We start from the raw sequence: 24,950 nt of genomic DNA, 5'->3' as shown, positions 1-24,950 counted from the left end.
TTAAGATCCTTGCGGACCGTGCATAGAACAAAACGCGGCAAGGGGGGAAATCCCCCCTTGCCGCAATACGCATTCTTCTTATTTGCGCAATCCCAGTTTTTCGATAAGCGAGCGGTAGCGCTGAATATCTTTCTTTCTCAGGTAATTCAGAATGTTACGGCGCTGTCCCACCAGCTTGAGCAGTCCGGTGCGGGAATGGAAATCTTTTTTGTGCACCTTGAAATGCCCGGTTAAACCTTCAATGCGCGCCGTGAGCAGGGCCACCTGAACCTCAGACGATCCGGTATCGCCCTCATGCTTGGCGTAGGCCGCAATAAGCGATTTTTTCTGTTCCACATCCATAACCACAGCGATTCTCCTTAACAGGATGAAGTTAGTTCCAAAGCCCCCGCAACACGGTCCAGCAGTGCGCCACGTCTGCTCCGCGCCTTGCCAGCGCAAACGCCTCTCCTCTGTAAAGCAGGAGCGCGTATTCATCCTCCTCCGTCGGCCTTTTTGCCGACACGCGGAAGACGGGCATCCCGTTGCGCACCCGCCAAGCCTCGTCAGGCGTGAGTTCCACTCTTGTCCAGCCGGGCAGGGCATCGACAATTGACCGCAGGCTTGTGGCCAGCAGAGCTGGTTCAGCCACAATGTCCCGCAGACTGCGGGCAGCATCAAGACCGAAGGGGTGGCTATACTCCCGGGTCAGTTCCGTGAGCACGGCTCCGCAACCAAGTCGCGTCCCCAAGCTGTGGGCCAGGGAGCGTATATAGGCGCCGGAACGGCAGGCGACACGAAAGCGCACAAACGGCAGGCTCACATCAAGCGTGTCCGCCTGTGAAATTTCCATGCGTTTGACCTTTTGCGGCACATCGCGGCCCTTGCGGGCCAGCCTGTATAAAGGCTGCCCCTCGTGCTTTGCAGCTGAGTAAGGCGGCACAAGCTGCTTGCGCATCTCCCGCCACAAAGCGATCTCCCGCCGCACAGCCTCAGGGCTGACCTTTTCCCATGGGGCTTCAGCAATGATTCTGCCCTGACTGTCCCAGGTGTCTGTCGTCTGCCCGAGACGCACTGTGCCGCTGTACACCTTGCCCCCGCCCGCCAGCAGATGGGAAGAAAGCTTGGTGGCCTGCCCCAGCAGCACCAGCAGCACGCCCCCGGCCAAGGGATCCAGCGTGCCCGCATGGCCGATTTTTTTCTGCCCCAAACGTTTAATTGCCGCAAGGCAGCGGCCGGATGTCGGTCCGGAAGGCTTGTTCACCACAAGCACGCCGTGCAGCTGCGGCGCAGTCGTCCGGTTATGCCCAATAGGCGGAATGTCTGCTCCAGTCATACGCAAGCAGATTCAATATCAGCAAAACGACAGCAAGTCAAAACCTGACAGGAATAAAAAGCCCGCGGTCAGGCGGGCTTTTTATTCCTGTCAAAAAGGCAAAAAAGATCTCAGAACATAAAGCGCAAGCCGACCATGAACTCATTGTTGTACGGCGAATTGCCTATCTCATACTTTTGACCATTAACATCATGTATGCTGACTTCATTGTACCCAAGGCCCACAAAACGATAGGCGGCGTCAACCACAAAGTTGTCGTTGAAGCTGTATGCTACTCCCGCCCCGACATTCCAGGCGAAATTTGTGAAACGATCGTCCACCGAAACCTTACCGCCGTTGGCCGTGGCATCATAGCCTGTGTAGTTGAACGCCAAGCCCAAACCCGCGCCGACATAGGGCGTAAAGGGGCTGTCGTTGTGCAAATCCCAGAACAAATTGGCAAACAGGGTAGAATTGTTCCAAATACCCTTGATATCGTCCACCACGCCGCCGCTCCAGGTTTTTTCGCTGTTTCCGCGCAGGGCAAATTCAATTTCCGCGCGGATGGGCAACATCTGCTGCGGCCAGAAATCATACCCTGCGGCAAGCGCGCCGCCCAGCGTGAACTGGCTGTACCCGTCAATACCGGAACCTGCAAAGACGGAAGAGCGGTTCATTGAGCCTGTGCTCTGCATGGACATCAGAAACTTGGGTGCCAGATACATCCCGCTGCCTTCCGCCGCGGCGAGACCGGACGACAAAAATGTAAAAACAAACGCCAGAACGGCAATACTGCGTTTCATGACAAACCTCCTGAAGTGCTTTTTCCCTTCCATAAGCGCCGATTCCGAAACAGAGCTAACTCCATCATAATTATTGAAATCGGTAATACATTTTTTAATTATTGTCAATTTTTTAAAAATTGTCAAGAGATTTTCTAAAAAGGTATTCATGAAGTAGAGCCTATGCCGCCAGATTTCTTCTCATTGATTGGAACTCACAGCGCGGATACACCATGACACCGGAAAATTCCCTGAAAAGATGCCGAATATATGGATAGCATCCAATACCGTCCGTTCAAAAAACCCTTGACCTGGGGGGCGTGTCTGTACATGACTGAAAATTGCCTCTTCCTTTTTTTTGTTAAGCCTGTATATCGGCAAAACGTAATCACCGCCGGAAAATATAAATCTGTCAAGTTTGTGCCGTGCTCTTTAAGTAGCTGTCGCGCTTCTTTGTGTATTTATTCACCAGATTCGCGACGCGATGTCTGCGCAGTCAAACTATTCGTGAAGGGGAAACTATGTCCACTCCTCTGGAGATGCAACGCACTTTTGCTCTCGTCGGTACCGGCGGCTGCGGCAAAACTTCGCTGGCCGAGATGCTTTTGTTCAACACAGGGGTTATCACCCGCATGGACGCCATTGAAGACGGCACGACAAGCCTTGACTACGAACCGGAAGAAGTGCGGCGTCGCGGTTCTGTTCAGCCGGCCTGCGCGACTTGCCTTTGGAACAAAAACCGTCACTTTTTGTTTGGATATTCCTGGTGACGACAATTTTACAGGGGATATTGCATGCTTGCTGAAAGGGGTGGACAGCGTACTTTTTTTGCTGGATGCTGTGGATGGTGTGCGCCCCCTGACAAAAAAATTTTGGAGTATGGTTCGCGCGGAGAATCTGCCTGTCATGATCGTGATAAATAAGCTGGATCGTGACCGGGCTGATTTTCAGATGGCATTTGACGGCTTGGCGGCTCTCGGAGTGAAAACCGTAGCCCTGCATTTGCCCATATGCCAAGGTGATGTTTTCGCGGGTGTGGCGGATGTGCCCGGCGGCAAAGCTCAAATGTTTACAGAAGACGGCGTTGCCGAAGCTGAGATTCCCGATGAATTAACGGACAACGTGAATCTTTTGCGCGATGTAACCGTTGAAAATATTGCGGAAAGTGATGAAACGCTGATGGAAAAATACCTTGAAGAAGGCAGCCTCAGTTTGTCGGACCTGCATGCCGGCCTGCGTGCAGGTGTGCTGAGCGGTGAACTGACGCCGGTGCTTGTATGCTCCGCGTTGGAAAACAAAGGAGGCAAGGCCATTCTTGACGCCGTGGAGGCGCTTTTGCCTTCGCCGCTTGACCGCCCCGCCCTCACGGATATGGCGAACAATGAACGTAGCGTCGTGCCGGATGGCCCGATCGCCTACTTTGTTGTCAAGACACTGGCTGACCCTTTTTCAAGGCAATTTTCCATTTTGCGGCTGCTTTCCGGCACAATTTCTGGTGATGTGGTTCTGCGCAATATGCGCAGCGAAGAAAATGAACGGCTTGGCAATCTGTGGTATCTGGTGGGCAAAAGTCAGACGCCCTGCAAGGACACCGTCTATCCCGGCGCAATCGTAGCAGTGGCAAAACTCAAAAATACCCGCTCCGGCGACACGCTTTGTGACGAAAAGGCGCCCTTTGCGCAGCCCATTCCAAAACTGCCGCCACAATTGATCACATATGCACTTGCCCCCAAGAAAAAGGGGGAGGAAGACAAGGTATATACCACAATTCAGCGTCTGCTGGACGAGGACATTACCCTGAAGCTCGCTCGTGACGAGGAAACCGGAGAGATACTGCTTTCGGGCATGGGACAGTTGCATATTGAACTTTCGGTGGAAAAGGCAAAACGTCGCTTCAAGGTTGACATTGTGCTCAAAACGCCCAAAGTGCCTTACCGTGAAACAGTCCGCGGCAAATGTCAGGTTCAGGGGCGGCATAAAAAACAGTCCGGCGGGCGTGGTCAGTTCGGCGACTGCTGGATTGAGGCGGTTTCTTAGCCGGTTGTCAGGTGGTTGATTTTCACGTCAGGGTATTTGACGGCAGCTACCATACTGTAGATTCTTCAGAAATGGCTTTCAAAGTGGCTGGTTCTTTGGCGTTTAAAAAGGCTATGGAAGGACTTAAGCCTGTATTGCTGGAGCCCATTGTGCTGTTGACCGTCTCCGTACCGGATGGCAGCATGGGCGATGTGATTGGGGATCTTTCTTCGCGGCGGGGCAAGGTGCTTGGTTCTGATTCTCAGAGTGGCCTTACAGAAATCAAAGCGCATGTTCCCATGAGTGAAGTGTTGCGCTTTGCTCCTGATTTGCGATCCATGACAGGAGGCCAAGGCTTTTTTACGATGGAATTTGCCCATTATGAAGAAGCTCCGCACCCTGTCGCTGAAAAGGTGATTGCTGAATATCAGAGAAGCAGAAGCGGAGAATAAATCAGATCGCTTGTATTTCAGAAAGGGCTGCCGGATTTTCTTCTTTGTCCAGTTGACAGCTTACGGCAGTCAGCAGGACATTTTCAGCATGATCAGGCAGTAACTGCAGAATGCCGCCTGCCGCGTTGGTGTGCCCGCCGCCGCCTAAACGCGCGGCGACGGATCGTACGTCTGTGTTTGCGTTTGAACGCAGGCTGAATTTGTAGAGACGCGGCTCGTCTTCACGTAACAGTGCGGCCACCTTGACGCCGCGCAGCCGCCGCAAATGTTCCGCAAAGCCTTCCGTATCCTCTGGAAGCGACTGGCATTCACGCAAGTCCTGCAGCATAACGCGGCAAAAGGCGATGCTGCCGTTTCGCGCCAGGCGTGCACGGGACATCAGCCTTGCCCATAGGCGCATGTGCCCTATGGTCCAGTTGTTTTCCAGCAAATCACGCAGACGAGTCAGGTTGCAGCCGTTTTGCAGCAGACGGGCTGTTAATAAGTACACGTTTGCATCGGTATTGCCGTGCCGGAAGCCGCCTGTATCTGTGATGATACCCAGCGCAATCGCGTCCGCAAGCTCGCCTGCAAGCTGCAGACCGGCGTTTGTCGCAACATAAGCCATAAGTTGCGTCGTTGCGGCCGCCGTGGGCATGATCCAGTTGGCAAAAGATCCCATCCCGTCGCCAGGATGATGATCAACATTAATGCCGGCAAGCTTTGGCAGAATATCGGCCAGCTCTCCTCCCAAACGATGCGGTTCACCGCAGTCGAGCAGCAGGGCACCCTGCGGCGTGAACGGCGGCCGTTTAAGGTCTGTATAAATTGTGCCGGGCATTGGGAAAAACGCGAGATATTGCGGCAGCCCGGTGCTGCTGTACAGCATGAAATCTTTGCCCATGGCACGTAAAATCAGTCCCGCCGCGGCCAAGGAACCTGCTGCGTCTCCGTCCGGATTAATGTGACTGGCAACGACAACATGGTTTACTTTTTCCAGGGCGGCAGCAATATTGGAAGCGCCGTTTTGAAACGGCACAGGAGTCAGTTCAGTCCGCAGCATAAATTTCTGACTGTCCACCATTTTTTAGGGATGGTGCTTCCATGCGCTGCCATCATCACGCACTTGTCCATACGGCTTGATAAATGAGCTTCGCTGTGGAAATAGAGACAATGGCCAGTTTGCGAGCGTCAGACTTTCTTCAATTTCAGCCTCAACGATGGCGGCATTGAATCTGTTGCGTATTTTTTGCTTCAGATTGTTGGTCAGCTGACGTTTTGCCTTGAGCTTGTTGCCGTCAAGGCTGAATTCCACAGCCAAACCGCCATCAGCTGGTCATAAATAATATGCGTGTGAGCGGATCATTGTTGAATTGACACCGCAAAAGTCCGCAAGAGTATTTTGCAGCATCGACACAGTGATTCCATGTGAGCAGCTGCCGTTCTTTGTCTACAGCGTCGCCGCTTCCTCTATCGTCTCAAATGCCTCAATAATATCACCATCTTTAATGTCGTTAAAGCTTTCAAGACCAACGCCGCATTCATTGCCTTTAACTACTTCCCTGGCGTCATCCTTGAATCGCTTAAGAGAGTCAATTTTGCCTGTGTAGATGACAACACCATCGCGCAACAGACGCGCGCCGGCATGGCGGACAATTTTGCCGTCTTCCACATAGGAGCCGGCAATAATGCCGACCTTCGGCACACTGTAGATTTTGCGCACAGCGGCCTGTCCCAGATATACTTCACGCTGCACCGGCGCCAGCATGCCCGTCATGGCACTCCTGATATCATCCACGAGTTTATAAATAATATTGTAGAAACGTATGTCCACATTTTCATGCTCTGCAATATCTTTAATTTTTGCCGTGGGTCGTACGTTGAAACCAATAATAATGGCTTGTGAGGCGGAAGCCAGCAAAATATCAGACTCTGTAATAGCGCCTGCGCCTCCATGCATAATATGAAGCCGCATTTTCTCAGTGCTCTGCTTGTTGAGTGCTTCGGCAATAGCTTCCAGACTGCCCTGCACATCAGCTTTGATGACAAGGTTAAGAGTCAGCGTTTTCTGAGCCGAAGCGCTGCTGGAGAGGAAGGTTTCCAGCGTGATTCGGGATTCGGATGCCAGAGCACGCTCACGTTGTTTTGCCGCGCGGGTGTCTGCAATACGTCGGGCCACTTTTTCGTCACTCATGACAAAAAATTCTTCGCCTGCTTCAGGAACGCCTTCAAAGCCTTGGACTTCCACAGGCAGGGATGGTCCAGCTTCTTTGACTTTTTTACCCTGATCGTTCATCAGTGCGCGCACGCGGCCGGAAAAGTGGCCACAGACAAAACTGTCACCCTGTTTGAGTGTTCCTGCCTGAATCAGCAGCGTTGCAATGGGCCCGCGCCCTTTGTCCAGCCTTGCCTCCACGATATGACCATGGGCTGCTTTGTCCGGATTGGCTTTAAGTTCCATAAGTTCCGATTGCAGGGCAACCATTTCCAACAGTTCGTCAAGACCTTGACGTGTTTTTGCCGAAACCTTCGCAACGATGGTATCGCCACCCCAGTCCTCTGGCTGAAGTCCAAGTTCCGACAGTTCACGCAGCACCCGGTCAGGGTCTGCATCAGACTTGTCCATTTTGTTGACAGCCACCATGATCGGCACATTCGCCGCTCTGGAATGATTAATGGCTTCGCGCGTCTGTTCCATAACGCCATCGTCAGCAGCCACAACCAGAATAACCAAATCAGTGATCTGAGCGCCGCGTGCGCGCATTGCCGTAAATGCCTCATGCCCCGGTGTGTCCAGAAAAACGACTTCGCCGCGTTTTGTCTTGACGTGGTACGCGCCGATGTGCTGTGTAATGCCGCCGGCTTCGCCGCTCGTGATATTGGATCTGCGTATGGCGTCCAGCAGAGATGTTTTGCCGTGGTCCACATGCCCCATGATAGTGACTATAGGGGGGCGTGGTTTCAAACTTTCTGGCCTGTCTTCTGCCTGATTGAACAGGTAATCATCTTCAGAGAATCCAATTTTTTCAACTTCATAGCTGAACTCAGCCGCTACGAGCGTGGCGGTGTCAATATCCAGGGACTGATTGATCGTGGCCATGACGCCAAGTCCGAAGAGTACCTTGATGATTTCATTGCCCTTGAGACCCATTTGGTGCGCCATATCCGCAACACGAATGGCTTCTGTAATACGAATTTTGCGTTTTGCAGCTTTCAGGGGCTGCGTTTGCTGTACTGTCTGTTGCTCAAGTTTACTATTTTTACGCCGTCCTTTGCCCCTGTTCAGGCGGGGAGAATCGTCATCATCCTGACGGCGGCCAAAAGCGTCTTGCTGAAAATCAACTGTGCGGCGTCCTTTAAGGCGTTTTTTCTTGCTTTGGCCATCACGTGTGTCCATTGGGGAGGCAGGCGTCTGTTGACCCATTGGCGCGGAACGGGAGCCGCCGGGAACGGAGTTTGCCAGCATGCGTGCGGACCGCGGGCCGCGTTGTCCGTCCGGACGTGGCCCTGATTCGTGCGCACCGACGGCGGCAGGTCGTCCGCCGGCCGGACGCGACACAGAATGTTCCTGCGAGGATGGAGCAGGACGCGAAATAAGCTTCGCTCTGAGGGCGTTGGCATCATGCTCACCATCAGCGCCGGAGTCCTTTGCTCTCATCTCTGCCGGACGTGAAGACAACGTGGGCGCTGAAGAGCCGTCCGGCACTGCAGACGCATCCGGGCGCGTCAGACGTGAAGTTTTTGAGATTTTTCCATTTGGCTCTGCAGCGACAAAATGAGACTGTTCAGATTTGTCCGTATCAGAACTCTGCGTTTCCACAACGTCAGGCGTGTCGTCGTCCGGTCTGCTGACAACGCGTGCGGGACTTGTCTGACTGACAGACTTTTTAGTTCTTGATAGGTCACGTTGAGTTGGTTTTTGCTCCGTAGCGGCAACCTCGTCAACAGAAGCGGCAGGAGGTGTTTCTTCCGCGGCGGGAACATTGCCGACGATTGGGATATCTCCTTCCATTGTGTGCGTCGTGTCCGACATCTCTGTTTTGTCGGCAACATGTAGGGGGGCGGACGCCGCTTGCTTTTCGGATCCGGATGATCCGGCAGAAGCATCCGCTTTGTCTATAACAGGCTCAGGCGTCTGGTCAGGCACCATGCGCTGGTGGTCAGATGCTGAAGAGCTTTGCCGTGCGCGACGGCGCCGCACAATGATATCACGCTGAATTTCCGTACGTTCGACATCCTGCTGTTTTTGGACGGTGAAATGATCGCGTACGCGTGTCGCATCATCCAGAGAAATGGAGCTGGCAGTGCTCTTGGCAGGCAGGCCAAGCTTGCGTAGGGCACGCAGCATGTCCTTTGGCTGCACCTCAAGCTCGGCAGCGATGTCCTTAATTTTGATCTTTTCTTCGGGCATACTTGTCCCCCCTACGCTTAGTACAGGGCATGTATTGTGCAAATTTTACCATGCAGCAGGGATCGGAGCATAGATACAATCCTCTGCCGAATCTGATTTTTTCTGAGTCAATAATCAAATTGCCTTGAGCCATCATCGTATGTCGCGTTAAAACGGCTTTAGGAAAACGCCGCCGACAAATAACGCACATGCGTACAGGCCCCTCAAATGCCGGCCAGCCCTTTTGCGCTGTGTGGCTATTCACCGGCATTGTCAAGGCGCTCAGCCGTTGTTTTGTCCTGTTCCGCAGACTGCACGACACCAGCGGGATGATGCACGGACGAGGGTTTCGGCGATTCTTCTACGACCGGCGCGAGAAAGTTAATGGCAGAACGCAAATCCGCTATGCGCGCAGAACTGATAGACAGCTTTTCTGCAAGTTCTTCATCATCGGCATCACGCAGCCTGTCCAGTGAAGAATACCCTGCCGACAGCAGTGCCTCAATAGAAACCTCAGCTACGCTGGCCACCTGTTCAAGGCCGTGGCCGATGGCATTGGCCTCGTTGTAGCGGCGCTCGGTAAATATATCTACTTTCCACCCTAAAAGACGTGCCGCCAGTTTGACATTTTGGCCTTTGCGGCCAATGGCGTTGGTGAGCTGGTCGTCGGGTACAATAATTTCGAGAAGATTTTCTTCTTCGTCCACAACAATGCGTAAGACCAGTGCCGGAGCAAGGGAGTTGCGGGCGTAGGTGGCGATATCCGGACTCCAGATCACAATATCAATGCGTTCTCCGTGCAATTCCTGCACGATATTCTGTATGCGCGAACCACGTACGCCAACGCAGGCGCCTACAGGGTCCACATCCCGTTCACGAGAAAGCACAGCAACCTTCGCGCGGGAGCCGGGGTCACGTGCCACACCTATAATCTGAACAATGCCCTCATCGACTTCCGGAACTTCACGACGGAAGAGCGCCGCCATATAGTCGCGGTGTACGCGGGATATGACAACCTGTGGCCCTCGACCCTCCTTGCGCACATCAATGATGAGCGCCTGAACCCGGTCGCCTCGTTTATAATGTTCCCTAGGGATTTGGTCTTCACGGGGTAAAATGGCTTCTGTACGGCCAAGGTTTATAATCCAACCGCCTTTGTCACGGCGCTGGACTATGCCGGAGACAATTTCGCCAATACGATCCTTGTATTCTTCATAAATAATTTCCTGCTCTGCGTCACGCATACGTTGAATAATGACCTGCTTGGCCGACTGTGCCGCAATCCGGCCAAGATCCGCCACTTTGACGCGAAAACCCACTTCGTCGTCAAGCTGAACACTGGGATCGTGACTGCGCGCTTCCGTCAAGGATATTTGCGTATCTGTGTTTTCCACATTACCATCAGAGACAACAATTTTAAATTGGAACACCTCAATGTCGCCGGTTTCGTCGTTATAGGTCACTTCAACATCTGTCTCATCACTAAAGCGGCGCAACACAGAAGTGCGGACCGCGTCTTCCAGCGTGTCAATAAGCATGTCGCGGTCAAGGCCCTTGTCTTTGCTGATCTGCTCAATGGCCTTTTTGAGTTCAAGATTCATGTGTGCCTCCGACTGACGTATGTAACTGTATCAGCATTGTCTGTTTATAATTATGGGTTGGGTTGCCTTCTGTTTTTGAACTACATCGCCGGTTAATTGAATGGCGGCGTGTTTTCTGCTCGTGCCTTTCCCGGTTTGACAGGCCGGCGAAAAATATGCATGCGGTTTACACTGCGTACAGTTGCCCACGGCAAAGATACAGGCGGAAGTGTTTCAGGGTATACGTCGCCTTCAGCGGTTACTGTAACAGGTTCCAGCACAAAAAAATCGTCTTGGACTGCGGCAAGCCTTCCGCGCCAGAGACGGCGGTGCGCGCAAGCGACGTCTGTATCGTTGTGTTGTCCCAATGTAATGGGCATATGCAATTTTACTTCCATTATGTCGCCAAGATATGGACGCAATTGTTCAAGATCAAAAAAGACGCGCATGAGCCCGGGAGTGGACACTTCCAGTGTATACGCCGCAGCAATAAGATCTTCCACTTCCAAGGCCAAGCCAAGGTGGCGCGAAATTTCTTCACACTGATCTATGCTGGGAGATGCGTCAACACCTTGTGTTTGCCTCAGTTCCGGATGAGTATCCACATAGAGCCGCACAATCATGCGTCCTGCGCGCTGTATTTCCACTCCCCACAGCACAAGTCCCAAGGAGTCAACAACAGGTTCTGCCAGTCGGATAACAGTCTCTTTAATAGTGTTTTCAATCATCTGCTGTGCCTGAAATACAAAAAAAGGGGGGGGCCTGCTCCAGGCCACCCCGTTGGAACGCTTGTTCCGCATCAGGATGTTTGCGGCAACTGATAAAGTAACCGCACTGAAAGATATTATCTAGTCTATGCAGCCCAAAGCTGTCAAGGAGATATGGCTAAATTTTTTACAATGAGACGCGACAGCTCGGCATTGGGTTTGGCTTTGAGCATACCGCGCCTACGGAACTTACCGGCTCAGGCTCGATTTTTGGCGGTTCCGGCGCATTTACGATTTCAGACCCATCTTGCGCACAGACTGCATGCCGCCCATGGCGTTGACCACGTCTGTAATGCCGTTGCGGGCCAGAATGAGCACGCTGTCATACGCGCGCAGCCCTGTATTGCATATAAGCGCCACAGGCCGGTCCCGCGGCACTTCCGCAATTCTGGCCGCAAGTTTCCTCAAGGGGGATGGAATGCCAGTCCGGGTGACTCGCCTCAACGGCGCGCCCGGCGGCGGGGCGTGAATCTATAAAAAAGACCTTGTTTTTGTCACGCTTTTGCCACAGCTCCATAAACGCTTCGCCGGTGACAGGCGTAAAGCGCCCGGCCAGCACGTTTTCAGCGACATTGCCCGCCACATTGACAATGTCCATGGCGGCTGCAAAAGGCGGCGCGTAGGCGCCAGATTGGAAATATCGGCGGCCGTGGGTTTGGCGTACTGCAGAACGCCGGCTACGGCGTCCACCCGCGCTTTTAGGGCGTCACCGGCCGGTCCCGCGCCCTGTATGCCCAGAACGCGTTCTGTGCTTCTTTCAAGCACGAGTTCCAGGCCCATCATGTTCTTTTCCGGATAAAAATGAGCGCGGTCAAGCTGCTCGACGCCGACGCCCAGCGCGTCAAAGCCCTCTGCTGCGACGCGTTCTGCGGTAAGACCGGCACCACAGAAGGAGAGATCAAAGAGTTTGATAGCCCAAGTTCCCACATAGCCGGGAAATGTGGCCGTGCCGCCGGCCAGATTGGTGCCGATGACGCGTCCCTGGCGGTTGGCCATGCTGCCAGCGGCAGATATCCCATTTTGCCTGTAATGATATTTTTAATGGAGGCGCAGCCGCCGCCTGCGTATACGTCAGGATCTGCAGTGCGCATATATTCATCCACTACAATCGCACCGAACGCGGTAACAGGCAGATCGGCCGTTCTGGCCAGCTCGCTGTTGGGCAGAAATCCAGCCGCAAAAATAACGAAATCCGCCGCCAGTTCCCGCTTGTCGGTAACAACACCCTGTACCGCGCCGTCTTTGCCTGTGAGACGGAGCACTTTTTCAGAAGTGAAAACATCCACGTTATGGCTTGTACAGTCATGGGCAGCCATGCGCGCGCAAGAAGCGGAAAGCGCCCCCGGCAGTAACTGATTCGTCATTTCCACAACGCTTACCTTCACGCCCCACATGTCGGCCAGCGCCACAGCCGCTTCAAGGCCGATAAATCCGCCGCCCACAATGACAGCGCGCCGACCCTGCCCTCCTGACAGGCCGAGCGTATGGCTGCCGCCGCTTCCAGCCTTGTGAGGGAAAGCACGTTGGAGAGTTCGCGCCCTTCCACCGGAGGAATGCGCGGGCTTGCGCCTGTGGCGAGCAGCAACTTGTCATAAGGCAGGGTTTGTTCCCTGCCGCTGACAAGGTCTTCGACAAGCAGGGTTTTGGCCGCACGGTCAATAGGCGAGCGAGCGCGTTTGGGTGCGCACGGTCACGCCCTTCATTCTGCGAAAAAATTCAGGATCGCGCACGGCGTGGTAGGGAGTGGCACGCAGATCGTCAAGATTGTTGACTTCGCCCGAAACAAAATAGGGAATGCCGCAGCCGCCATAAGAAAGGTGGACGTTTTCGTCCACAATGATCACATTTGCGTCGGGATTCAGACGCTTGCAGCGGCAGGCGGCCTTGGGGCCGAGGGCGACGCCACCGACAATCAAAATATTTTCAGGCATGTTCTCCCCGTTCGTCCGGTGAAGAAGAATAACGGCCGCGCCAGCGGCATTCCCTATTTTGTTTCGGGCGAAGTCAACAATCTTACGGACGAAAAACAACAGACTGTCTGTACACAGATTCGGCTGAGCACGATTTTACTCAGAAGCCAGCTTCAGCAGTTCCCTGCGTGTGAAAAGCGCAAGCAGGTTATATCCCGCCGCTTCAAGCTTTTCACGTCCCCCTTCCTCCCTGTCAAGAATGGCGCAAACGGCAGTAACGGCAAGCCCGGCCTCGCGCACTCTGTCGCAGGCTTTGAGCAATGACGCGCCGGTGGTGACCACATCTTCCAGCATGGCGACGGCGTCGCCCGCGCTGAAATTGCCGAGCCCCTCCACAAACTGGTTTGTGCCGTGCCCCTTGGCTTCTTTGCGCACCAGAAGGCCGTGCAGCAAACGCCCTGTGCCGCAGGAGAGGACAGTGACGGCCGAAATCAACGGATCCGCGCCCATGGTCATTCCTCCTACGCCCTTGATGTCAACGTTTTTGAGCAGGTCGTTGAACAAAAGTCCGATAAGCCTTGAGCCTTCGGCGTGAAGGGCCGTGACCCTGCAGTCGAAATAATAATCGCTTCTGCGGCCGGAGGCCAGAACAAAATTGCCATCACGATAGGATTTTTCCACCAGAAGTTTTGCCAAGCGTCGTTTATGATCATTCATAAAAATGTTCTGGTTGTGCGAGCTGTGCAAACACACGCGCAAAAACAGCGTCTTCATGTTGCAGACAGTACGTTTCATCAAACAGGGCCGCAAGCGCCGCTTCGTTCAGGCATGCGCGTATTTCCGCGTCGGCCAGCGCCAGTTCAGGGAAGGAGCGGCGGGTCTCCCAGCTTTTCATGGCAAGCCGCTGCACGGTTTCATAAGCTTTTTGCCGGGACAGCCCCGCGTCAATGAGGGCGGTGAGCACGCGCTGCGAATGGTACAGGCCGAAAGATTTTGCCATGTTTTCGCGCATGCGGTCAGGTTTGACGACAAGGCCGCGCAAAAGATCGGTCAGACGTGTCAACACATAATCGGCAAGAATTGTGGAATCGGGCATGATAACGCGTTCAACGGAAGAATGGCTGATGTCTCTTTCATGCCAAAGCGGCTGGTTTTCCATGGCGGCCAGAGCGTTGGAACGCATGAGACGCGCAAGGCCGCTCATGTTTTCTGCCGAGATGGGATTTTTTTTGTGCGGCATGGCGGATGATCCCTTCTGGCCTCTGGCAAAACCCTCTTCCACTTCCATCATTTCCGTGCACTGCAAATGCCGCAGTTCCACGCACAGCCGCTCCACACCGCCTGCCATAATCGCGAGCGCGGAGAAAAAGTGCGCGTAGCGGTCGCGCTGGATAATCTGTGTGGAGTGCTCGTCCGCCTTGAGCTTGAGACGCGAAAGAGCATTGTGCTCCAGTTCCGGCGAAAGGAAGGCGTATGTGCCGACGGCTCCGGAAATTTTGCCCACGCGCACGTTTTCCGTCGCGGAATTGACGCGAGCGCGATGGCGGGAAAATTCCGCATAAAAACCGGCCAGTTTAAGGCCAAAACTCGTGGGATATGCGTGTATGCCGTGCGTACGGCCCATGCAGAGCGCGCCCTTATGGCGGCGAGCGAGGGTTTCCAGTGCCTCCAGCAAGGTATCAAGGTCGGTGAGAATCAGCTCTCCCGCTTCAACAAGCAGCAGGGCGTTTGCCGTATCCACAATATCGGACGACGTGCAGCCAAGATGGATAAAACGGGCATCGTCACCCACTTTTTCTTCCAGACTTGTCAGAAAAGCTATCACATCGTGGCGTGTTGTCTCTTCAATAGCCTGTATGCGCTGCACATCAACATCAGCCCGTGCGCGTATGACGGACATGGCTTCGTCCGGAATGCGTCCGGCATCGCGCCATGCCTCGCAAACGGCCAGCTCCACCGCAAGCCAGGCACGGTAACGATTTTCCAGGGTCCAGATGCGTCCCATTTCCGATCGCGTGTAACGTTCGATCATGCGTTCTCTTGTCCCCTTATTCCGCTGTTCCGTGGCGTTGCGACAGCGTCTTTCCGGGCCGGAGCGGCTGGGGGCGGGGAAGTCCTTTTCGGCTTTGCCTGAGTGTCGGCATCCTTGGCCTGTACCGGTTTTGCCTGTGCCGCATCGGTATCGACGGCAGTTGCCGCCTCTGTCGCGTCAGCCTGACTCCGGCTTTTTTCCGCAGATTCCGTCGGTTCGGCCGCAACATCACCGTCTTCCTTGACGCCTTTTCGGTATCCGTAGTCACTCACATACCAGCCGTCACCTTTGAGCACAAAGGACGTCTGGGAGATGACCCTGGGCGCGGAAGCGCCGCAACGCGGGCAGGGTTCCGGCGCGCTGTCCTGCGCCGATTTTGTCCATTCCTCAAAAAGATGACGGCACTGGGGACAAAGGTATTCGTAAATAGGCATGACAATCACTTCGAGTCAGGGGCAGAACACGCCCTGTGTTTTGTAATGATTATATTTATTATCCCACTTTTTGGGATGGTCAAAAATCTCGTCTTCAAGCGGCAGCTTCAGCATTTTTTCTTGGGCTGAGGCGCCAAACAAAGTATAGATCAGGTAAAAAAACTTTCGTTTTGCAATGGCTGTGAAATTCACAGGTCTGTATCGGCGAAGCCGATGTCGCCGGCTTTAGCCGCTAATTGAGGCTGCTTTAGCAGATGGAGTATTCACTTATGCCCTGTGCCGGCTTTTGTCGCCCGCGCGCGTTGCTTCAGACGGTCGTTGCGGCGCTGACGACGGCGATCCAGTTCTTTTTTGCGTTCAATTTTTTTGTGAGCCATGTTGCCCTCCTTACTATGGCATCAAAATAATATTTTATAAAGTATATGCATATTTTTTGGGTAAAGTCCAGTGCCGTGAGATCCGGAGAGATTTATTTTTTCAATGACTTGATTCCGGTAATCCATTGTTCTTGTTTAACAAAAACATCAAAAATCATCACAGCGGTATCCTACCATGTCAATCGCACTTTTGCGCCCCGGTTTGCCATATACTCCTTGCAGTCCCGGATAGTGTATGTTCCGTAGTGCACAATGGAGGCAATAAGCGCCGCCGCCGCGCCGCCCCGGCTGACTGCTTCGTACATGTGCCGCGGCTCGCCCGCGCCGCCTGATGCGATGACCGGGATGGACACAGCCTGCACGACGGCTTTTGTCAGCGTGAGTTCGTAGCCGTCTTTTGTGCCGTCCGCGTCAATGGAGTTGACGCAGAGTTCTCCCGCGCCCAGATCCTGGCAGCGCTTTGCCCAGGCAAGCGCGTCAATGCCCATGCGTTTTCGCCCGCCGTGGATCACAATTTCAAAGCCGGAAGGGATGTCTGCGCTCACCGGCACGGCCAGCACGTCCATGCCCACCACAATGGCCTGAGAGCCGAAAGCCTCTGCTCCTTCGCTGATAATGCCGGGATTTTGCACAGCCGCAGAATTGACAGAAACCTTTTCTGCTCCGGCCAGAAGAACGTCGCGCATCTGCGCCACATCGGAAATGCCGCCACCGACGGTAAATGGGATGAAAATCTGTTCAGCCACGCGCTCCACCACATCCAGAAAAATGCCGCGCGCCTCTGCGGAAGCTGTGATGTCATAAAAAACGATTTCGTCGGCACCTTCTTCATAATAGCGGCGCGCGCTTTTCACCGGGTCGCCGATGTTTTCATTTCCGGAAAATTTTATACCTTTTGTCAGTCGGCCTTCCCGCACGTCAAGGCAGGGGATCACGCGTTTACTGAGCACGGCGCGCCTCCCGGCAATAGTTGTAAAAATTGCGCAGCAGGATGAGGCCGGGCCGGCCGCTTTTTTCCGGATGAAACTGCACTGCCCACAGACCGTCGCGGCCGTAGCAGGAACAGAACTCACGCCCGTAGACGGTTGTGGCGATCACAAAAGTGGGGTCAGGCGCCACATAATAGCTGTGCACAAAATAAAATTCCGCCTCCGGCGAGATTCCCGCAAGCAGAAGGCTTTCTGTTCGAACGCGCAGGCTGTTCCAGCCCATGTGCGGCACCGGAGCGGGCGAGCCGTCCTCCTGCTGCATATTGTCTGCAAAACGGCGGCAGGCACCCGGCACAAGGCCCAATGTCCTTGCGTTGTTTTCTTCGCTGTATTCCAGCAGTATCTGGCAGCCGAGGCAGATGCCCAAAAGCGGTTTGCCTGTTTGCACAGCCAGACGCAGGGACGCATCCAGCCCGGCGGCGAGAGCGCCCATAGCCTGACCTGCGGCGCCGACACCGGGGAAGACAATGCCGTTCGCGCTGTCAAGCACGGCCGTGTCCGCCGTGACGGCACAGGGTATACCAAGGTGTTCCAGCGCCCGGCATACGCTCGTCTGATTGCCCGCCTCGTAGTCCAAAATGGCCAGCATCACTGCCCTCGTCGCAATAAAGTTCTGTAACCGACCAGAATAGGCACGCTATCTGAAAACGCCTTGTTACGCAACAAAATTATGGCTGACATAATATTGTGGAGCGTGTTTCTTTACAGATGACAAACACAATCATCACGGTTATGATACAAACCGTGATGATTATACTGCCGGTCGAATCACCCGGCGTTGTGCCTAACCAGGAGGTTTCCATGTATTTCCCCACAGCCGGTATTGAATGCCACCCTTTTTTCCCCTTTTGCGTGGCCATTGGCGTTTCCTTTGTGACTTCCATGGGCGGCGTTTCCGGCGCCTTTCTTTTGTTGCCTTTTCAGATGAGCTTTCTCGGCTACACCAATCCGAGCGTCAGCGCCACCAATCAGTTTTTCAACGTTCTGTCCTGCCCTGCGGGCGTGTGGCGTTATTGGCGCGAAGGACGGCTTGTCTGGCCGCTGACGGCCACCGTGGCCATCGGCACTCTGCCGGGCGTGTTCGCCGGGGCTTTCATCCGCATCAACTGGCTGCCGGATCCCGCCCGTTTCAAGATTTTTACAGGCCTTGTGCTCCTGTATGTCGGCGGTAAAATGCTGTGGGATCTGCGCGGCAAAGAACACGCTTCCATTGCCGAAACCAATGCGCAGCATGTCGAACGCAGCTTTTACGCCGGACAAAAAAACGGCGTGGAAACGGCAGTGCAGAGCAACGCCTGCACAAGGCTCGTTTGGAACAGCCGTACATTTATATTTGATTTTCAGAATCAAGAATTTGCCGTCCCATGCCGGAGACTTGCCCTGCTCAGTCTTGTGGTGGGGCTTGTAGGCGGGGTTTACGGCATCGGCGGCGGAGCGATTATGGCTCCCTTTCTGGTTTCCCTGTTTGGTTTGCCCGTTTATGCCGTTGCCGGCGCCACACTTTTTGCCACATTTTTGACGTCTGTGGCGGGCGTGAATTTTTACTCTCTGCTGGCGCCGTTATACCCCGGCATTGCTGTGGCGCCGGACTGGCGGATGGGTCTTTTGCTGGGTCTTGGCGGCATGATGGGCATGTACATGGGCGCACGCTGTCAGAAATATGTTCCGGCGCGTGTGTTGAAATATCTGCTCGCCGGCATTTTACTCTTTACAGCGGCACGGTATTTGGGGCAAACTTTGTAAAATATTACAATCCATACACTGTGCGATCCAAGCATTTTATCTGTATATTTTTTCATGCGCAGCAGCTTCACCGCGACGAATAAAAACACATAACTATTATAATAACTATTCATGCAATATGACTGCCTGGGGGCTATGCATAACCCTTCCCTGCTGCCTGTCGCCCTGTTTGACTCGGGCATGGGCGGTTTGACTGTGCTTAAGGCTCTGGCAGAATGTTTGCCGGCCGAGGATATGATCTACTTGGGGGATACAGCCCGTCTGCCTTACGGCACCAAGGGGTGTGACACCATCATTCGGTATACCCTCAAGGCGGCGGGCAAACTGGTGGATATGGGCGTTAAAATGCTGGTTGTAGCCTGCAATACCGCGACAGCGACCGCACTGCCCACAATTCGCGACCATTTTGCCCCGCTGCCGGTGCTGGGTGTTGTGGAGCCGGGCGCCATGGCCGCCGCCGGCGCGAGCCGCAACGGACAGATTGTGGTTATCGCCACAGAAGCCACTATTGCCGGAGGCGCCTATCAACAGGCTATTGCACGTATTCGTCCGGAAGCGCGCGTGCTGGGGCAGGCCTGCACGCTGTTTGTCCCCCTCGCCGAAGAGGGCTGGATGAAGGGAGCCATTGTCGAGGGCATCGCCCGACACTATTTGAAGCACGTTTTTACACCGGCCGTTACGACGGCCGTTACGACCCCGAGGCCGGACACGCTGTTGTTGGGCTGCACGCATTTTCCCCTGCTGCTGCACGCCCTGCAGCGCGTTGTAGGGCCGCATGTGCGCATCATTGACTCAGCGGCCACAACAGCGCAGTGCGTAAAGGAAGAACTGACCAGGCGCGCTTTGCTGCGAAACGCCGGCCATACCGGCGTCAGCCGTTTTTTGACAACAGATAATTGCGCCCGTTTTGCCCGCACCGGAAGTTTGTTTCTGGGACGTCCCTTGAAGCCGGATGAGGTAGATCTTATTGATTTGTAACAAAAACAAAATGTTGCTTTTGCAGCCGTCCTGATGCCCGGAACAGTGCGCTTGCCGGCCCATTGTGATGCAATGAAAAAAATACGCCAAATTTTATCTTTGTGTCTCTTTTTTTATTGACACGTCGCCCGGCATTCCTTTAGAAAGCAATGACTGGTGCATGGGAGCTGTGTCGTTGTAACCCCTGTTTGTTGTGGTCGATTTTGTTCCTGGAGTTCCCGGGGACGGCAACTTTTTTGTTGTGACCACACGACGCAATCAAGGGTGACTCGCACAAGGTCTTTCAGAAAAGCGGCAACAAGGGTGTATACGGTCCCGCACGGCACCACAATGGGGAAACCCGAAAATTCTATACGGAGAGCAAAAATGACAAAAGCTGAGCTTGTTGACAAAATCCGCGCCAAAGCTGGCCTGTCCTCAAAAGCCAAGGCTGAGGAAGCCCTGGACGCCGTGATTGCCTCAGTACGCGAGACTCTGGCCGCCGGTGATTCAGTCACCTTTACCGGTTTCGGCAGCTTCAAAGTTGTGACGCGGGCCGCACGTAAGGGCCGCAACCCCCGCACGGGCAAAGAAATTACCATTCCTGCTGGTAAAGTTGCCAAATTTACCCCAGGCAAGGGTCTGAAAGACGCCATCAAATAGGACATTGCCTGCCTGAACGGCATTTTGGCGGCGCTATTGCCATGACTAGGGAAGAGGCCGCCCTTGTTATTGACGGGGGCTGCAGCGTGCCGGGCGCGGGATAAAATTTTTCGCCGTTAAAAATTATAACCTAATTAATTTTACATAATTAAAAATTTCTTGCTTTTTTTGTACGAAAAGAATAAAAATTTTTGTACGAAAAGCTTGCATTGTGAAGAAACATTGTATATTTTGACTTCACAAACGGACATCACCTTATTTTAAGGAAGGTACATTATGAAAAAATTAGCTACACTTTTGTTGGCTGCCGGTCTTGTGTTCGGCATGTCCGCAGGTGCAAGCGCCATTGACTTCAAAGCCAAGGGGCTGTGGATCATGGCGTTTGACTATGGTCAGAACGGCGGCTTCACCGGCGGCAACGGTCAGACGGGTTACGCCCGCAACGGCATCGGCTCAGGTGAAGATGAATTCGAAGCCCGGCAGCGGGTGCGCTTGCAGTTGGACGCGGTTGCTTCTGAATCCCTTTCCGGCACGGTCTTTTTCGAAATAAACAACACCTGGGGCCGACACGACACGGGCGGCGCGCTGGGCGCGGACCAGACTGACCGCATCGCCCTGAAAAACGCCTATCTGGACTGGGTTGTGCCGGAGACTGACCTGAAGGTGCGCATGGGCATACAGGGCATGGCCCTGCCGAGCTTCACCACAGGTTCAAATGTGTTCAACGACGACGTGGCCGGTATTGTGCTCAGCTACAAGTTTAACGACAACGCGGCGCTGACCGCCCTGTGGGCGCGTCCTTTCAACGACAACTACAACTCCACATACTACACATCCATCAGCTCCTACCGCACAAACTACATGGACAATGTGGACACCGTTGCCCTGATTCTGCCGCTGACCTTTGACGGCGTGAAAGTGACCCCCTGGGGCATGTACACGGCCATCGGCCCCAACGCCACTATCGGCGACCTCACCAAACTCAGCAAACTCGCGTCCTCTGGGTATATCGTGCCGGGCATGCTTCCCGCCTTCGGCGCCTTGCACAAGGACGGCACAGCCGTTACCAAACGCCTGGACTCCTACGGCGACGCCTGGTGGGCGGGCCTGACCGGCGAAGTGACCACGTTTGACCCCTTCCGCATCGCGTGGGATTTCAACTACGGTTCCGTAGCCTATGACGACGGCCATTATGACCGCAAGGGCTGGCTGGCATCCCTGCTCTTTGAATACAAGCTGGATTGGGGCATTCCCGGCCTGTACGGCTGGTACGCTTCCGGCGACGACAACGACCCGAGCAACGGGTCCGAGCGCATGCCGAGCTTCTCCAACTCCAACAACAACAACGGCTTCGCCAGCTTCGCCTTTAACGGCAACCCGCTGATCGGCGAGCGCGACCGCGTGCTCAGCACCAATATGACAGGCACCTGGGGCATCGGCGCCCGCCTGAAGAACGTGAGCTTTGTGGAAGACCTGAAGCACACCCTGCGTCTAAACTACATCGGCGGCACCAACAACACGACCATGGCCAAAAAATACATGACCGGCACACACGGCGGTCTGTATAATGCCTCCTCTACCAGGGTCAGTGGCCCCATCGGCGGCCCGGCCGCCGGTCTGGATCCGCTGTACCTGACCACGCAGGACGGCGCGGTCGAGATCGGTCTGACCACCGAATACCAGATGTATGAAAACTTCAAGATCTATATGGACGCCTCCTACATCGCCACCATCCTTGACCAGAGTTCTTCGGTGTGGGGCAACAGCCATATGAACGGCGCGAGCGATCAGGTGCGCGACCCGTGGAACATCAACCTGAACTTCGTGTACAGCTTCTAAAAAACACGAAGCGCAAAACAGCATAAACCGAAGGGGGCATTGATGCCCCCTTTTTTCATGCATGCGGTATTGCCATCGGCGGGCAAGTATTGTTATCTATGTGGTAAAGGCGGGCATAAAGAGGATGAGGATGAGGAACGGTATGGACAATTCTTCCGTGTTGGGCAAGAGCCGTGTGAACGGCTTTGAAAACTAGGGAGGGTATATGTCTACAAAATCAACATTTAATGAGGATAAAGTTGCTTTGCTCATCGGAAGCGTCATCTTTTTGCTGGCGCTGTTCAAGGTCGGCAATCTCGACCTGTTGGGCTGGGTTGTGAAAACCGGCATATGGGTGGACAATCCCTTGAAGGCTTGGGCGCCCGCGGCCAAAGGACTGATGCCCGGCTGGGCATCGGCGTTGGTGACGTATGCCGTGCTCACCACAATTTTGAGCTGCGGCATAAAGCTGCTCGGCGGCAATGTCGGCCGCTTCATCGGTGCGTTTACCGTAGTGTTTTTTGTCGCGTTTCTTTGCTACATGCTGGGCGCGAACGCGTATATAGCTGCCTCCCCCAATCAGATCGCTAAGTTCGGCATCCCCTGGGCAATGGGTTTGAGCACGGAAGCGGGCCTGATCATCGCTCTGGTGACGGGCATTCTGATAAGCAATTTCGCGCCCGGCTTGGCGGACAACCTGCGTGACGCCTGCCGCCCGGAACTTTTCGTCAAAATAGCTATTGTCATCATGGGCGCCGAACTTGGGGTAAAGGCCGCTGACGCCGCCGGTTTTGCCGGGCATGTCATTTTCCGGGGTTTGTGCGCTATTGTGGAAGCCTATTTGATTTATTGGGCCGTTGTGTATTATGTGGCCCGTAACTATTTTAAATTCAACAAGGAATGGGCGGCACCTCTCGCGTCCGGCATTTCCATTTGCGGTGTGTCGGCTGCCATTGCCACCGGCGCGGCCATTCGTTCCCGCCCCGTGGTGCCCATCATGGTTTCTTCGCTGGTGGTCGTGTTTACCTGCATTGAAATGCTGGTATTGCCTTTTGTCGCGCAATATTTTCTGGCCGGCGAGCCCATGGTGGCCGGAGGCTGGATGGGCTTAGCGGTCAAGTCAGACGGCGGCGCTATTGCCAGCGGCCAGATTACCGAATCGCTTATTTTGGCCAAGGCCGCTGCTGCAGGCGTTAAATGGGCGCCGGGTTGGGTTTTGATGGTCACCACCACGGTGAAAATTTTTATTGATGTGTTTATCGGCGTGTGGTCACTGTTGCTGGCATGGCTTTGGACGGCCAAGTTTGACAAATCCGGCGGAGATCGCACCATGGGGTGGACCGACGTGTGGGCGCGATTCCCGCGTTTTGTGCTCGGCTATTTGATCACCTTCCTCATCCTGCTGTTTATCTGCCTTCAGTCGCCGAACCTGCACGCAATCGGCAAGAGTCTGGCAGGCACACTCAACGGTTTTCGGACGATTTTCTTTCTGCTGACCTTCTTCACCATCGGCATGGTTTCCAACTTCCGCAAGCTGCTGGAGGAAGGCATCGGGCGTTTGGCCATTGTGTATATCGTGTGCCTGTTCGGTTTCATCATTTGGGTTGGCCTGTTCATTTCGTGGCTGTTCTTCCACGGCATGACCCCGCCGCTGCTGAACTGACGATGTTTTTCTTAAGGAGGAAAAATTATGGGCGAAAATGAAGTCAAATTTCATGAAGAAATTCAGAAAATGGAATATGAACCGTTGGAGCCGGCGGAAATCAGCCTCGTTAAATGGAGTCTCGGTCTGGGTGTAACGTTGCTGGTGTTGCTTTTTGTGGTCAGCAAATTCCTGTTGCCGGGCGTACACTGATTGACTGATTGAATCGTATCGTGCAGCGTCGGCGGCCTGAAGAGAAGATTCTCATCCGGCCGCCGCGTTTGTGTTGCGGCAGAATTGTTGCATTAACGACAGGGCTTATTGCAGGAATTGATAATCTGTTTGAGGAGACAGTATGCCTCGCTATCAGATATGGTATATTGAAGGACCCAATGCTTCATTGAAAAAAAGCAGCGAGCGGATTGTTGAAGCCGTTTCCTTTGCGGAGGCATTGGCGCCGTTCACTTGCTGGCCTGTGATGGCAAATTACAACCACAGTACCGCCAGTGCCTGGAACCCGGGCACCTGTTTGTACTATCAACAAGGGTGGGAAGCCCGCCTTTTGCCTGATGACGAGAGTCAGTCTTGCCCTGATTGACGCTGGCGGCAGACGGGCTACCGTTGTTGGTACGCCGCTTTATTTTGTCTTTTTTCTGCCTTGCTGTCTTCGCGTCAGAATTTAATATTCATTTTCTTTAGACCAGTTTTTGATCGTATCTGGAGTGCTTTCCAAAGGACTGTCTGGAGTGAATTGAATTGTAACACCAGAGCTTGCCGCCTGTTGGCGTTATGACAATATACAGCCCCGCCTATGGAAAACTTGAAGGCTTGTCCCCCCTAGGCTTCCAGTTCTGGATCGTCTTGTCAGTAAGCACTTTTGTCGCCATGATGGCACCATCATGTATCCGGTTTAAGGCGTTCAAACCTTCAGACACAATAAAAGCAAGCGGCAGTCAGCGAACAATAAAAGACGTGAATGAACTATAAGATGATATAAAAGCCAAGGCCGTCAATGCTTTTTGAACATTAACGGCCTTGTTTGGAAGAAGGCGAGACTCATATATAGCCTATAACCATTGCTATTATTAGATTTTATTGCCAATAATTTTCCTGCATTGCCCCCAA

At 53.9% G+C, this 24,950-nt stretch carries 21 protein-coding genes and 2 pseudogenes; 8 read left to right on the top strand and 15 right to left on the bottom strand.

The features are described from left to right. Positions 1 to 78: 78 nt before the first annotated feature. The 3 genes from rpsO to RSDT_RS00240 form a co-directional block, all read right to left on the bottom strand. Positions 79 to 342, bottom strand: a complete 264-nt coding sequence (gene rpsO / locus RSDT_RS00250) for a 30S ribosomal protein S15 (RefSeq protein WP_456297760.1) — start codon at positions 340 to 342, stop codon at positions 79 to 81. 31 nt (positions 343 to 373) lie between these two features. Then, positions 374 to 1,315, bottom strand: a complete 942-nt coding sequence (gene truB / locus RSDT_RS00245; protein ID WP_096399097.1) for a tRNA pseudouridine(55) synthase TruB — start codon at positions 1,313 to 1,315, stop codon at positions 374 to 376. Positions 1,316 to 1,425: 110 nt separating this feature from the next. After that, positions 1,426 to 2,097 (bottom strand): outer membrane protein, encoded by a 672-nt coding sequence (locus RSDT_RS00240; RefSeq protein ID WP_096400286.1) that lies wholly within the window; start codon positions 2,095 to 2,097, stop codon positions 1,426 to 1,428. 500 nt (positions 2,098 to 2,597) lie between these two features. On the opposite strand from RSDT_RS00240, the pseudogene RSDT_RS00235 reads away from it, so the two are divergent. After that, positions 2,598 to 4,544: pseudogene (locus RSDT_RS00235) on the top strand (elongation factor G). Between the two features lies 1 nt (position 4,545). Here the strand turns inward: RSDT_RS00235 and RSDT_RS00230 are convergent. From RSDT_RS00230 to hisH, 12 genes and pseudogenes are all read right to left on the bottom strand, one after another. Next, positions 4,546 to 5,586, bottom strand: a complete 1,041-nt coding sequence (locus RSDT_RS00230) for a DHH family phosphoesterase (RefSeq protein WP_096400284.1) — start codon at positions 5,584 to 5,586, stop codon at positions 4,546 to 4,548. 24 nt (positions 5,587 to 5,610) lie between these two features. Further along, the gene (locus RSDT_RS00225) at positions 5,611 to 5,838 is read right to left on the bottom strand and encodes a DUF503 family protein (protein ID WP_231941927.1); all 228 of its coding nucleotides are present in this window, start codon (positions 5,836 to 5,838) and stop codon (positions 5,611 to 5,613) included. A 135-nt stretch (positions 5,839 to 5,973) separates the two neighbouring features. Beyond that, positions 5,974 to 8,934, bottom strand: a complete 2,961-nt coding sequence (infB, locus tag RSDT_RS00220) for a translation initiation factor IF-2 (protein ID WP_096399096.1) — start codon at positions 8,932 to 8,934, stop codon at positions 5,974 to 5,976. Further along, on the bottom strand, positions 8,909 to 9,124 hold the full coding sequence (locus tag RSDT_RS07250) for a DUF448 domain-containing protein (protein ID WP_408606730.1): 216 nt from the start codon (positions 9,122 to 9,124) through the stop codon (positions 8,909 to 8,911). The genes infB and RSDT_RS07250 overlap by 26 nt, the downstream gene beginning before the upstream one ends. A gap of 46 nt (positions 9,125 to 9,170) precedes the next feature. Then, complete coding sequence (gene nusA / locus RSDT_RS00210; protein ID WP_096399094.1) at positions 9,171 to 10,514, bottom strand: transcription termination factor NusA; 1,344 nt, start codon at positions 10,512 to 10,514, stop codon at positions 9,171 to 9,173. Between the two features lie 92 nt (positions 10,515 to 10,606). Further along, a complete protein-coding gene (locus tag RSDT_RS00205; protein ID WP_096400282.1) occupies positions 10,607 to 11,221 on the bottom strand; it encodes a ribosome maturation factor RimP in 615 nt (204 codons plus the stop codon). 267 nt (positions 11,222 to 11,488) lie between these two features. After that, positions 11,489 to 13,191 (bottom strand): annotated as a pseudogene (locus tag RSDT_RS00200) (FAD-dependent oxidoreductase). A 135-nt stretch (positions 13,192 to 13,326) separates the two neighbouring features. Then, positions 13,327 to 13,887, bottom strand: a complete 561-nt coding sequence (gene pyrE, locus RSDT_RS00195) for an orotate phosphoribosyltransferase (protein ID WP_096399093.1) — start codon at positions 13,885 to 13,887, stop codon at positions 13,327 to 13,329. Further along, positions 13,880 to 15,202: an adenylosuccinate lyase gene (gene purB, locus RSDT_RS00190; RefSeq protein WP_096399092.1), complete on the bottom strand. Its 1,323-nt coding sequence runs from the start codon at positions 15,200 to 15,202 to the stop codon at positions 13,880 to 13,882. Before purB ends, pyrE begins: the two co-directional genes overlap by 8 nt. Next, complete coding sequence (locus RSDT_RS00185; RefSeq protein WP_096400280.1) at positions 15,199 to 15,636, bottom strand: FmdB family zinc ribbon protein; 438 nt, start codon at positions 15,634 to 15,636, stop codon at positions 15,199 to 15,201. Before RSDT_RS00185 ends, purB begins: the two co-directional genes overlap by 4 nt. 547 nt (positions 15,637 to 16,183) lie before the next feature. Further along, entirely contained in the window at positions 16,184 to 16,963 is a 780-nt protein-coding gene (hisF, locus tag RSDT_RS00180; RefSeq protein ID WP_096399091.1) for an imidazole glycerol phosphate synthase subunit HisF, read from the bottom strand. Beyond that, a complete protein-coding gene (gene hisH, locus RSDT_RS00175) occupies positions 16,953 to 17,591 on the bottom strand; it encodes an imidazole glycerol phosphate synthase subunit HisH (RefSeq protein ID WP_096399090.1) in 639 nt (212 codons plus the stop codon). The genes hisF and hisH overlap by 11 nt, the downstream gene beginning before the upstream one ends. 212 nt (positions 17,592 to 17,803) lie before the next feature. Between hisH and RSDT_RS00170 the strand changes: the two genes are divergently transcribed. From RSDT_RS00170 to RSDT_RS00140, 7 genes are all read left to right on the top strand, one after another. Next, positions 17,804 to 18,745 carry a sulfite exporter TauE/SafE family protein gene (locus tag RSDT_RS00170; protein ID WP_096400278.1) on the top strand — a complete coding sequence of 314 codons (942 nt, stop codon included), beginning with the start codon at positions 17,804 to 17,806 and terminating at the stop codon, positions 18,743 to 18,745. A 135-nt stretch (positions 18,746 to 18,880) separates the two neighbouring features. After that, the gene (murI, locus tag RSDT_RS00165; protein WP_096399089.1) at positions 18,881 to 19,723 is read left to right on the top strand and encodes a glutamate racemase; all 843 of its coding nucleotides are present in this window, start codon (positions 18,881 to 18,883) and stop codon (positions 19,721 to 19,723) included. A 366-nt stretch (positions 19,724 to 20,089) separates the two neighbouring features. Next, entirely contained in the window at positions 20,090 to 20,365 is a 276-nt protein-coding gene (locus tag RSDT_RS00160) for an HU family DNA-binding protein (RefSeq protein WP_096399088.1), read from the top strand. 276 nt (positions 20,366 to 20,641) lie between these two features. Continuing rightward, positions 20,642 to 22,204 (top strand): outer membrane homotrimeric porin, encoded by a 1,563-nt coding sequence (locus RSDT_RS00155; RefSeq protein ID WP_172414387.1) that lies wholly within the window; start codon positions 20,642 to 20,644, stop codon positions 22,202 to 22,204. A gap of 205 nt (positions 22,205 to 22,409) precedes the next feature. After that, the gene (locus RSDT_RS00150) at positions 22,410 to 23,846 is read left to right on the top strand and encodes a putative sulfate exporter family transporter (RefSeq protein ID WP_096399087.1); all 1,437 of its coding nucleotides are present in this window, start codon (positions 22,410 to 22,412) and stop codon (positions 23,844 to 23,846) included. A 27-nt stretch (positions 23,847 to 23,873) separates the two neighbouring features. Further along, the gene (locus RSDT_RS00145; protein ID WP_096399086.1) at positions 23,874 to 24,038 is read left to right on the top strand and encodes a bacteriocin-type signal sequence; all 165 of its coding nucleotides are present in this window, start codon (positions 23,874 to 23,876) and stop codon (positions 24,036 to 24,038) included. A 142-nt stretch (positions 24,039 to 24,180) separates the two neighbouring features. Continuing rightward, complete coding sequence (locus RSDT_RS00140; RefSeq protein ID WP_096399085.1) at positions 24,181 to 24,423, top strand: hypothetical protein; 243 nt, start codon at positions 24,181 to 24,183, stop codon at positions 24,421 to 24,423. Positions 24,424 to 24,950 lie beyond the last annotated feature (527 nt).

The organism is Candidatus Desulfovibrio trichonymphae (assembly GCF_002355955.1).
Taxonomy (GTDB): Bacteria; Desulfobacterota; Desulfovibrionia; order Desulfovibrionales; family Desulfovibrionaceae; genus Desulfovibrio; species Desulfovibrio trichonymphae.
The sequence above is the reverse complement of the archived record's forward strand: the minus strand, read 5'-3'. Positions and strand labels throughout refer to the sequence as shown.

Excerpts from the sequence above, each read along its gene's own strand:
- rpsO (WP_456297760.1), bottom strand. The coding sequence starts at position 342 with ATGGATGTGGAACAGAAAAAATCGCTTATTGCGGCCTACGCCAAGCAT.
- truB (WP_096399097.1), bottom strand. The coding sequence starts at position 1,315 with ATGACTGGAGCAGACATTCCGCCTATTGGGCATAACCGGACGACTGCG.
- RSDT_RS00240 (WP_096400286.1), bottom strand. The coding sequence starts at position 2,097 with ATGAAACGCAGTATTGCCGTTCTGGCGTTTGTTTTTACATTTTTGTCG.
- RSDT_RS00230 (WP_096400284.1), bottom strand. The coding sequence starts at position 5,586 with ATGCTGCGGACTGAACTGACTCCTGTGCCGTTTCAAAACGGCGCTTCC.
- infB (WP_096399096.1), bottom strand. The coding sequence starts at position 8,934 with ATGCCCGAAGAAAAGATCAAAATTAAGGACATCGCTGCCGAGCTTGAG.
- RSDT_RS07250 (WP_408606730.1), bottom strand. The coding sequence starts at position 9,124 with ATGTGCGTTATTTGTCGGCGGCGTTTTCCTAAAGCCGTTTTAACGCGA.
- nusA (WP_096399094.1), bottom strand. The coding sequence starts at position 10,514 with ATGAATCTTGAACTCAAAAAGGCCATTGAGCAGATCAGCAAAGACAAG.
- RSDT_RS00205 (WP_096400282.1), bottom strand. The coding sequence starts at position 11,221 with ATGATTGAAAACACTATTAAAGAGACTGTTATCCGACTGGCAGAACCT.
- pyrE (WP_096399093.1), bottom strand. The coding sequence starts at position 13,887 with ATGAATGATCATAAACGACGCTTGGCAAAACTTCTGGTGGAAAAATCC.
- purB (WP_096399092.1), bottom strand. The coding sequence starts at position 15,202 with ATGATCGAACGTTACACGCGATCGGAAATGGGACGCATCTGGACCCTG.
- RSDT_RS00185 (WP_096400280.1), bottom strand. The coding sequence starts at position 15,636 with ATGCCTATTTACGAATACCTTTGTCCCCAGTGCCGTCATCTTTTTGAG.
- hisH (WP_096399090.1), bottom strand. The coding sequence starts at position 17,591 with ATGCTGGCCATTTTGGACTACGAGGCGGGCAATCAGACGAGCGTATGC.
- RSDT_RS00170 (WP_096400278.1), top strand. The coding sequence starts at position 17,804 with ATGTATTTCCCCACAGCCGGTATTGAATGCCACCCTTTTTTCCCCTTT.
- murI (WP_096399089.1), top strand. The coding sequence starts at position 18,881 with ATGCATAACCCTTCCCTGCTGCCTGTCGCCCTGTTTGACTCGGGCATG.
- RSDT_RS00160 (WP_096399088.1), top strand. The coding sequence starts at position 20,090 with ATGACAAAAGCTGAGCTTGTTGACAAAATCCGCGCCAAAGCTGGCCTG.
- RSDT_RS00155 (WP_172414387.1), top strand. The coding sequence starts at position 20,642 with ATGAAAAAATTAGCTACACTTTTGTTGGCTGCCGGTCTTGTGTTCGGC.
- RSDT_RS00150 (WP_096399087.1), top strand. The coding sequence starts at position 22,410 with ATGTCTACAAAATCAACATTTAATGAGGATAAAGTTGCTTTGCTCATC.
- RSDT_RS00145 (WP_096399086.1), top strand. The coding sequence starts at position 23,874 with ATGGGCGAAAATGAAGTCAAATTTCATGAAGAAATTCAGAAAATGGAA.
- RSDT_RS00140 (WP_096399085.1), top strand. The coding sequence starts at position 24,181 with ATGCCTCGCTATCAGATATGGTATATTGAAGGACCCAATGCTTCATTG.